12 protein-coding genes are annotated in these 8,433 nt (G+C 74.1%); 3 read left to right on the top strand and 9 right to left on the bottom strand.

What is annotated here, in order from left to right; all coding sequences use genetic code 11:
* A partial coding sequence (gene rpmB, locus AB0G02_RS22290; RefSeq protein WP_360797394.1) for a 50S ribosomal protein L28 occupies window positions 1–231 on the bottom strand: 231 nt, incomplete at its 3' end.
* 47 nt (window positions 232–278) lie between these two features.
* On the opposite strand from rpmB, the gene AB0G02_RS22285 reads away from it, so the two are divergent.
* Genes AB0G02_RS22285 through rpmF form a run of 3 tightly spaced genes read left to right on the top strand, consistent with a single transcriptional unit; the run spans window position 279 to window position 1,788 of the window.
* Window positions 279–1,379 carry a GTP-binding protein gene (locus tag AB0G02_RS22285; protein ID WP_360797393.1) on the top strand — a complete coding sequence of 367 codons (1,101 nt, stop codon included), beginning with the start codon at window positions 279–281 and terminating at the stop codon, window positions 1,377–1,379.
* Entirely contained in the window at window positions 1,376–1,627 is a 252-nt protein-coding gene (locus AB0G02_RS22280; RefSeq protein WP_360797392.1) for a type B 50S ribosomal protein L31, read from the top strand. The genes AB0G02_RS22285 and AB0G02_RS22280 overlap by 4 nt, the downstream gene beginning before the upstream one ends.
* Window positions 1,627–1,788, top strand: coding sequence for a 50S ribosomal protein L32 (rpmF, locus tag AB0G02_RS22275; protein ID WP_360797391.1), 162 nt, complete (start codon window positions 1,627–1,629; stop codon window positions 1,786–1,788). Before AB0G02_RS22280 ends, rpmF begins: the two co-directional genes overlap by 1 nt.
* Before the next feature lie 73 nt (window positions 1,789–1,861).
* Here rpmF and AB0G02_RS22270 read toward each other — a convergent pair whose 3' ends face one another.
* From AB0G02_RS22270 to rho, 8 genes are all read right to left on the bottom strand, one after another.
* The gene (locus AB0G02_RS22270; RefSeq protein ID WP_360797390.1) at window positions 1,862–2,551 is read right to left on the bottom strand and encodes a PIG-L deacetylase family protein; all 690 of its coding nucleotides are present in this window, start codon (window positions 2,549–2,551) and stop codon (window positions 1,862–1,864) included.
* Window positions 2,548–2,700 (bottom strand): hypothetical protein, encoded by a 153-nt coding sequence (locus AB0G02_RS22265; RefSeq protein WP_360797389.1) that lies wholly within the window; start codon window positions 2,698–2,700, stop codon window positions 2,548–2,550. The genes AB0G02_RS22270 and AB0G02_RS22265 overlap by 4 nt, the downstream gene beginning before the upstream one ends.
* A 92-nt stretch (window positions 2,701–2,792) precedes the next feature.
* Window positions 2,793–3,398, bottom strand: coding sequence for a response regulator transcription factor (locus tag AB0G02_RS22260; protein WP_360797388.1), 606 nt, complete (start codon window positions 3,396–3,398; stop codon window positions 2,793–2,795).
* Window positions 3,395–4,465, bottom strand: a complete 1,071-nt coding sequence (locus AB0G02_RS22255) for a histidine kinase (protein WP_360797387.1) — start codon at window positions 4,463–4,465, stop codon at window positions 3,395–3,397. The genes AB0G02_RS22260 and AB0G02_RS22255 overlap by 4 nt, the downstream gene beginning before the upstream one ends.
* A 16-nt stretch (window positions 4,466–4,481) precedes the next feature.
* On the bottom strand, window positions 4,482–5,216 hold the full coding sequence (locus AB0G02_RS22250; protein WP_360797386.1) for an ABC transporter permease: 735 nt from the start codon (window positions 5,214–5,216) through the stop codon (window positions 4,482–4,484).
* Entirely contained in the window at window positions 5,213–6,127 is a 915-nt protein-coding gene (locus AB0G02_RS22245; protein WP_360797385.1) for an ABC transporter ATP-binding protein, read from the bottom strand. The genes AB0G02_RS22250 and AB0G02_RS22245 overlap by 4 nt, the downstream gene beginning before the upstream one ends.
* Window positions 6,128–6,286: 159 nt before the next feature.
* Window positions 6,287–7,324, bottom strand: a complete 1,038-nt coding sequence (locus tag AB0G02_RS22240; RefSeq protein WP_360797384.1) for a LacI family DNA-binding transcriptional regulator — start codon at window positions 7,322–7,324, stop codon at window positions 6,287–6,289.
* A 113-nt stretch (window positions 7,325–7,437) separates the two neighbouring features.
* On the bottom strand, window positions 7,438–8,433 hold a 996-nt coding region (rho, locus tag AB0G02_RS22235), incomplete at its 5' end, for a transcription termination factor Rho (RefSeq protein ID WP_360797383.1).

Below are 8,433 nucleotides of genomic sequence, written 5' to 3'. Positions count from 1 at the left end.
CTGCCCCTTCGCGCGCAGTTCGGCCACCACGGACTCGATGCCGCGGCGGTCGACCGACTTGAGGGCCTTGGTGGACAGCGTCAGCACGACGTTCCGGCCCTCGGAGGGCAGCCGGAACCGGCGCCGCTGGGTGTTGGGCAGCCACCGGCGGGACGTCCGCCGGTGGGAGTGCGAGACCTGCTTGCCGAAGCCGGGCGCGCGCCCGGACAACTGGCAGTGACGGGACGACACGGTTCCTCCAGTTTGAAATGACAATCGTTTCCGTTAGGCTAGCCCACATGGGAACCGAGGTCGTACTGGTGGCCGGACTCGCGCACCACGACGTGGCCGAGGAGATCTGGCGCGCGTCACCGGGGGCGGTGCTGGTCCGCCACGACCTGCGCGACCTCACCGAGGGCGTGGTGCGTCGCTGGGTCGACGGCGAGCTGACCGTGCTGGAACTCGCGCACGGATGCGTCTCGTGCACGCTGCGCCTGGACCTGCTGCCGCTGCTGGAGCGGTTGGGCGGCCGGGTCGTCGTGCACCTGGACCCGGCGCTGGAACCGGAGGCCGTCTGCTTCGCCCTGCACGGCCTGGACGTGCGGGTGGAGGCCGTGGTCACGGTGGTGGACCGAGGCACGTGGTTGGCCGACGCGACCGGTGACGACACGCTGGCCGAGCGCGGCCTGAGCGCCGCCGCGGCCGACGAGCGGACCGTGGCCCAGGTGGTGGTGGGGCAGGCTGAGTTCGCCGACGCGATCGTGCTCACCGGCTCCGGGCCCGCCGACGCCGGGGTGCTCGACGCCGTGCTGGACCGGCTGTCCCCGCTCGCGCCGCGCCACGACCGGGACGGGCTGGACGTGACCGCGCTCCTGGCCGCCATCCCGGACGACGCCCGCCGCGGTCGCCTCGACGACGGCTTCGACGCCCTCCTGCGCGGGCAGCCGCCGCTGGAACCGGCGGACGGCGTGGCCGTCGTGCACTTCGTCGAACGGCGACCGTTCCACCCGGTGCGGCTGCACCACGCCCTCGACGTCCTGCTCGACGGTGTCGTGCGCACCCGCGGCCGGGTGTGGGTGGCCAGCCGGCCGGACAACGCGCTGTGGCTGGAGTCGGCGGGCGGTGGGCTGCGGGTCGGCAACCTCGGGCCGTGGCTCGCCGCCGTGGACGACTGGTCCGAGGTCCCCGCCGAGCGCCGGGCGAGCGCCTCGGCGGTGTGGGACCCGTACTACGGCGACCGGTCCCAGGAGTTGGTGGTCGTCACCGGGTCCGCCGCGCCGGAGGAGATCACCGCGGCCCTGCGCGACGCGCTGGTGACCGACGAGGAACTGGCGCTCGTCGACGAGTTGGAGTTCACCGACCCGTTCGCCGAGTGGCACGACGAGATGGAGGAGCTGTGAAGCAGGGCATCCACCCCGACTACCACCCGGTGGTGTTCCGGGACCAGGCCACGGGCAAGGCGTTCCTGACCCGGTCCACGGCCACGTCGACCACCGCGGTCGAGTGGGAGGACGGCAACACCTACCCGCTCATCACGGTCGACGTCACCGCCGACTCGCACCCGTTCTGGACGGGCAACCAGCGCGTCATGGACACCGCCGGCCGGGTCGAGAAGTTCAACCGCCGCTACGGCGGGCGGGCCCGCTGATGGCCGTCCCGAAGCGCAGGACGTCGCGCAGCAACACCCGCCACCGTCGCGCCCGGTGGAAGGCCGAGGTCCCCGACCTCGTGCCGGTCACCACCCCGGACGGTCGCCGGCTCGCCGTGCCCCGCCGCCTCGTCGCGGCCTACCGGCGCGGGCTGCTCTGACCCGTGCGGTGTCCCGGTCGCCCCGACCGGCCGGGTCACCGCACGCCCGGCGGCCCTCGACGCGGCCGGGCGGTCAGGTCAGCAGCGCGGCCAGGTCGAGGCGGTAGGGGGTGAAGACCTCGGCGGCCTCGACGCCGAACCGGGCGCCGTTGACGGTGTCCACCGCGGTGATCGTCTCCAGCGACCGGGGGTGGGGCGGGCGCCGCAGCTGGAGCTCGTACCGGCGCAGCGCCTCGACCTTGCGCTCGCGGGTCGGGGAGATGTCGAAGAACGCCGGCGTCACCTTCGGCTGCGAGCGCCACTCGTCCTCGGGACCGTAGTAGCCCAGCACGTTCGACGGCGTGTGGCAGCCCACCCCGCGCGGGCGGCACGCGGCCAGCGCGGCGTGGTGCACGACCTGGTGGTCCTGGTGGTAGGCGCCGGCGGCGGGGATGAGCACGACGTCGGGCCGCACCACGTCGATCGCGTACCGGCAGCCGCTCTCGAACATCGAGACCAGCTCGGCCTGCTGGCCGTGCAGCGTGTGGTGCACGCCGGGGCTCAGCACGATCTCGCAGCCCGCGACGCCGAGGGCCTTGCACGCCTCGGAGAACTCGGACGAGCGGTCGGCCCGCCGCCCGGCGCCGTGATCGCCGGTGTTGGCGTCGTGGCAGACCACGGCGATGACGTAGACGTCGACGGAGGCCGCGGTCATCGACGCGATCGTGCCGCCGCAGCCGAGGGTCTCGTCGTCGGGGTGGGGTGCGATGACCAGGACCGTCACGATGACCTCGGGGTGGTGTGGTCGAAGTCCGGCACCGGGACGACCCGCCTGCCGGGCCGGCGGTCCCCGCCGCGAGCACCGACCGCCGCCGGTCCGCGATCGCGGGTCGACGTGGTCAGGCGCGGCGGTGGCGCTCCGGCGGTGCCCATGGCGGGATCGTAGATCCACTCGTCCCACCGCGCCCGGCCGAACGGCGGCCCCGGCGCTGTCCAGGCAGAACGGGTGCGTGGTGCCGCCGCGGTCAGAGCCAGCCGTTGTCCTCGGCCACCCGGACCGCCTCGGCCCGGGTGCGGGCGCCGGTCTTGCCGATGGCCGACGACAGGTGGTTGCGGACCGTTCCCTCGGACAGGTGCAGCGCCTTGGCCAGGTCCGCGACCGTGGCTCCGTCCCGCGCGCAGGCCAGCACGTCGCGCTCCCGGTCGGTCAGCGGGCTGCGCCCGTTGGCCAGCGACTCGGCCGCGAGCACCGGGTCGACCACGCGCAGCCCGGCGTGCGCCCGGCGCACCGCGTCAACCAGGTGCTCCGGCGGCGCGTCCTTGACCACGAACCCCACCGCGCCGGCGGCCATGGCCCGCGCCAGGTAGCCGGGCCGGCCGAACGTCGTGCACACGATCACCCGGCACGACGGCAGCTCGGCGTGCAGCAGCGCGGCGGCCGACAGCCCGTCCAGACCGGGCATCTGCACGTCCAGCAGCGCCACGTCGGGCGTGGTCCGGCGGGCGGCGGGCAGCACCTCGTCACCCGCGCTGACCTGCGCCACCACCTCGATGTCCGGCTCCAGCCCCAGCATCGCGGCGAACGCCCCGCGCACCAACGCCTGGTCGTCGGCCAACAGCACCCTGATCACGCGACCTCCGCCCGCAGCCGGTAACCGCCGTCAGCCAGCGGTCCGGCCTCCACCGTGCCACCCACCTCGGCCAGCCGTTCGGCCAGGCCCGCCAACCCGGTGCCCGGCACGCCCGTGCCGCACCCGCGGCCGTCGTCGCGCACCTCCAGCCAGGTGTCGCCCAGCCGCACCTCGCACCGGGTGGCCGCCGAGTGCCGCAGCACGTTCGTGACCCCCTCGCGCAGCACGTAGCCGAACACCCGTTGCAGCTCCGGGTTGACGTTGTCCACCGCGTGCGGCAGGTCCGCCTCGACCCCGGCGGCGCGCAACGCGGCCCGCGCGCCGACCACCTCCGCCGACAGCGACACCTCCCGGTAGCCGGACACGGTCGCCCGCACGTCGCCCAGCGCCTGCCGGGTCAAGGTCTCGATGTCGTGCACCTCGTCGTGCGCGCGGGTGGCGTCGCCGTTCTCCAGCAGCCGCCGGGCCAGCCCCGCCTTGAGCGTGATCGTGGTGAGGCTATGCCCGAGGATGTCGTGCAGGTCGCGGGCCAACCGGTTGCGCTCCTCGACCACGGCCAGCTCCGCGATCTCCTCCTGCGCCTGCCGCAGCGCCTGGTTGGCCCGCAGCATCCGCCCCATCGCGCCCATCCCCAGCGTCACCGACAGCACCGTGCCGAGCTGGTCGACGTCGTCGGGCAGCTCACCGGTCACGGCCATCGCGACGGCCAGGACCACCAGCACCGCGCCGTCGACCACCACCGCCCGCCGGGTGGGCAGGATCATCGCCGTCGTCGACATCACGTAGATCATCAGCGTCGCCGCGTCCAGGCCCAGCACCGCGACCGTCGCCAGGCCCAGCGCGGTGAGCGCCAGGCAGGCGGCGGTGCGGCGGTTGTCGTGCCCCTCGAAGCGCCACAGGAGCATCGGCAGGAACAACCACCCGACGGAGTAGACGGCCAGCAGGGAGATCCCCAGCACCTTCCGCTGCGCGGAGCCGTCCTCGACCGCGGTCTCGTACATCGCCTGCGGCACGAAGAGCAGGACGAACACCGAGCTGAACAGCAGCCACTTCACCCCGTCGCGCATGTCGTCAACCTAGGCGTCAGGACCGGCCGGTCCGGAACCGGCGGGCCGCCACGAAGCCCAGCACCAGCACCCAGGCGCCGACCACCAGCAGCGCGCGGCCCACGTCGTCGACCGGCACCACGGGGGCCTGCGCCAGCTGCTTGACCCAGTACGTCGGCAGCACCTCCATCACCGTGCGCAGCCACCCGGGCGCCACGTCGGCCGGGATCCAGATCCCGCCGAGCAGGCCGAACAGCATCGACGACGCGGCGGTGATCGCCTGCATCCCGTCCGGGCTGGCCAGCAGCCCGATCACGATGCCGATCAGCACGAACGGCACCGCGCCCAGCCACAGCGTCAGCAGCACCGCGGCCCACTGGCCGGGTTCCAGCCGGACGCCCTCGACCACCGCGCCGACGAGGCTGACCAGCAGGATCGCGGGCAGCGCGACCAGCATCCCCAGCGCGCCCTTGGTCAGCACGTACCCGGTGCTGGACAGCGGGGTCAGCCGCAGCTGCCGCTGCCAGCCCGACCCGCGTTCCACCGCGATCCGCGCGCCGGTGGCCAGCGGTCCGGACATCACGCCGAACAGGGCCATGTTCATCATCAGCGACGTCACCACCGGCAGCCCGTTGGGGAACTTCTCGCCCGCGCCGCCGTAGAGGTTGACGAAGAGCAGCATCATGACCGTGGGCAGCACCACGGTGAAGATCAGGTACCGGCCGTTGCGGACGGCGCGGCGCAGTTCCAGCAGCAGGAAGCGGGTGTTCACCGGTGGTCATCTCCAGTCAGGGCGAGGAACGCGTCCTCGAGGCCGAGGGCGGTGATCTCGATGTCGTGGGCCGCCGGGTGGGCGGCCAGCAGCGCGCGCAGCGCCGCGTCGGAGTCGGAGCAGGTCAACAGCACCTGGTCGCCGCGCAGCTCGGCCGAGCGCACGCCGGGGTAGTCGGTTAGCTGGGCCTGGCGCGCGCCGGGCACCACCGCGCGGATCGTGCGGCCGGACACCGTGGCCCGGACCTGCGCGACCGAGCCGTCGGCCACGACCCGCCCGGACCGCATCAGCACCACCCGGTCGGCGAAGTCCTGCGCCTCCTCCAGGTAGTGCGTGGCGAACAGCACGGTCCGCCCGGTCGAGGTGTAGTCGCGCATCGACTGCCAGAACTGGCGGCGGGTCTCCACGTCCATCGCCACGGTGGGCTCGTCGAGCACCAGCAGGTCCGGGTCGCACACCAGGGCGAGCGCGAACCGCACCCGCTGCTTCTGGCCACCGGACAGCTTGGTGGAGCGGCGGTCGGCCAGGTCGGAGATGCCGGCGCGGTCCAGCACGTCGGCCACGGGCAGCGGCTTGCGGTGCAGCGCGGCGACGAGCCCGACGGTCTCCGCGACCGTGGCGTCGTCCAGCAGCGCGCCGCTCTGCAACATCGCGCCCACCACGCCCTCGGCCACCGCCTGGCGCGGCGTGCGGCCGAACACGGTGACCTCGCCCCGGTCCGGTGTGGACAGGCCGAGCAGCATGTCGACCGTGGTGGACTTGCCCGCCCCGTTGGGGCCGAGCAGCGCGACGACCTCGCCGGCGGCCACCGTGAGGTCGACCCCGTCCACCGCCCGGACCTCGCCGAACGCCTTGTGCAGGTCGCGCATCGCCAGTGCGGCTCCGGCGCGAACGGCTGTTGCTCGTGTCATGGGAGAAGCTTGCGATCCGACGCCGTCCGGGCCGGGTTCCAACCGTCATGATCACGTCGTGACATCTGTCATGGCCCCTGTTGCCGCGCCCGGCGCAACCGGTCCGGCCGCGGCGCGCGGCCGGCTACCGGTCGGCGCACCCCGACCCGGGGGCCTGGTTCACCGCCGCGGCGGGGCGGTGCTGGCGCGGACCACCAGCTCGGTCGGCAGGATGCGGCGGCGGTGCGGCAGCCGCCCGCCCTGCGCCAGGTCGACGAGCATGGCGGTGGCGGTGGCGGCCATCTCGTCCAGCGGCTGCCGGATGGTCGTCAGGGCCGGGATCATCCACTGGGCCGGCGGCAGGTCGTCGAAACCGACCACGCTCAGGTCCTCCGGGATGCGCAAGCCAGCCTCGTGGACGGCCTGGTAGACGCCGAGCGCCTCGCCGTCGTTGCCGGTGACCACCGCGGTCGGCGGGTCCGGAAGGCGGAGCAGCTCGCGGGTGTGCACCAGCCCGTCGACGATCTGGAAGTGGCCCTCGCGGACCAGGTCCGGGTCCACCGGCACGCCCGCCGCGTCCATGGCCGCGCGGTAGCCGTCCAGCCGCGCCCGGCCCGACAGCATGGTCAGCGCGCCGGTGACCACCGCGATCCGCCGGTGCCCCAGCTCCAGCAGGTGACGGGTCGCCGCCAGCCCACCGCTCCAGTTCTCCGCGCTCACCGACGGCACGCCGTGGTGCGGCTCGCCGGTCGGGTCGACCAGCACGACCGGGACGTCACGGCTCTGCAGCTGCTCGTACTGCGCCGGCGTGGGACCGGAGAAGACCGCGACCACGCCGACGGGCCGCCGGGTCAGCACGCCGTCGACCCAGCTCCGGCCGGGGGTGTGCCTGCCGTGCAGCCCGGTGAGGGCGATGGTCAACCCGTGCTCGCCGGCGACGCGCTCCACGCCGTTGATGACCTCGATCGGGTAAGCGCCCGCGAGCTCGTGGAACACGACCTCGACGAGCGGCGACCGGCTCACCTTCTTCTGCCGCCGGTAGCCCTGCTCGCGGAGCAGGCCCTCGACCAGCGCCCGGGTGTCCGCGGCGACCTCGGCGTGCCCGTTGACCACCTTGGACACCGTGGCGGCCGACACCCCCGCCAGCGCGGCGATCTGCGCGATGGTGATCCCCGCCTTCGCGGCTGTGCCGTGGTCCGGGCCGGGGGAGGAGACCATGGCGGGAGTCTAGCCACCGGGGTGGAACGTCGCGGGCCCTCGACATCGGCCGCGCGGGGAGTGGGCACGACCGTCCGCGTGGCGTCGCGGCGGACGTCGGCGTGGGGGGCGGGTCAGCGTGGCGTGGTGGCCGTGAGGCGGGCGAGGAACTCGGCGTTGTCGCGCGTCTTGCGCAGGCCGTCGAGCAGCACGTCGATCCCGTCGTCCTTGCCCGCGAGGACGCGGCGGAGCAGGCGGACGGCCGTGCCGTCACCGGGGGACAGCAGGAGGTCGTCGCGCCGGGTGCCGGACTGGTGCACGTCCACGGCGGGGAACACGCGCCGCCCGGCGGTCCTGCGGTCCAGCCGCAGCTCGGCGTTGCCGGTTCCCTTGTACTCCTCGAAGAGCAGCGCGTCGCCGGCGGATCCGGTGTCCACCAACGCGGTGGCGATGATCGTCAGCGAACCGCCGCCCTCGACGTTGCGCGCCGCGCCGAGGAACCGCTTGGGCGCGGTGAGGGAGCCGGCGTCGACGCCGCCGGACAGGATCCGGCCGGACGCGGGTGCGGCGAGGTTGTAGGCCCGGCCCAGCCGGGTCGCGGAGTCCAGCAGCACCACCACGTCCCGGCCCAGCTCCACCAGGCGCTTGGCCCGCTCGACGGCGAGCTCCGCGAGTGCGGTGTGGTCGCGCGGCGGGTGGTCGAACGTGGCGGCGACGACCTCGGCCGGCACCGCCCGCGCCAGGTCGGTGACCTCCTCCGGGCGTTCGCCGACGAGCACCAGCATCAGGTGGCACTCCGGGTGGTTCTTGGCGATGCCGTGCGCGATCGACCGCAGGACGGTGGTCTTGCCCGCCTTGGGCGGCGCGACGACCAGCGCGCGCTGGCCCTTGCCGATGGGCATCAGCAGGTCGATCACCCGCGTGGTCAGCTCGTGCGGCTCGGTCTCCAACCGCAGGCGCTCCTGCGGGTGCAGGGGAACGAGGTCGGTGAAGGACGGTCGGGAGCGGGAGTGGCGGGGGTGCGCGCCGTTGACGGTGTCGACGCTGACCAGCGAGGCGGCCTTGCCGTCGCGGGACGCGGGTGCGACCCGGCCGTGGACCTCGTCGCCGCGCCGCAGGCCGTGCTCGGC

It is taken from the genome of Actinosynnema sp. NPDC023658 (genome assembly GCF_040639995.1).
Lineage (GTDB): Bacteria > Actinomycetota > Actinomycetes > Mycobacteriales > Pseudonocardiaceae > Actinosynnema.
Note: the sequence above shows the minus strand (reverse complement) of the source record. Positions and strands in the feature narration are given on the sequence as shown.

Excerpts from the sequence above, each read along its gene's own strand:
- AB0G02_RS22285 (WP_360797393.1), top strand. The coding sequence starts at position 279 with ATGGGAACCGAGGTCGTACTGGTGGCCGGACTCGCGCACCACGACGTG.
- rpmF (WP_360797391.1), top strand. The coding sequence starts at position 1,627 with ATGGCCGTCCCGAAGCGCAGGACGTCGCGCAGCAACACCCGCCACCGT.
- AB0G02_RS22265 (WP_360797389.1), bottom strand. The coding sequence starts at position 2,700 with ATGGGCACCGCCGGAGCGCCACCGCCGCGCCTGACCACGTCGACCCGC.
- AB0G02_RS22255 (WP_360797387.1), bottom strand. The coding sequence starts at position 4,465 with ATGCGCGACGGGGTGAAGTGGCTGCTGTTCAGCTCGGTGTTCGTCCTG.
- AB0G02_RS22245 (WP_360797385.1), bottom strand. The coding sequence starts at position 6,127 with ATGACACGAGCAACAGCCGTTCGCGCCGGAGCCGCACTGGCGATGCGC.
- AB0G02_RS22240 (WP_360797384.1), bottom strand. The coding sequence starts at position 7,324 with ATGGTCTCCTCCCCCGGCCCGGACCACGGCACAGCCGCGAAGGCGGGG.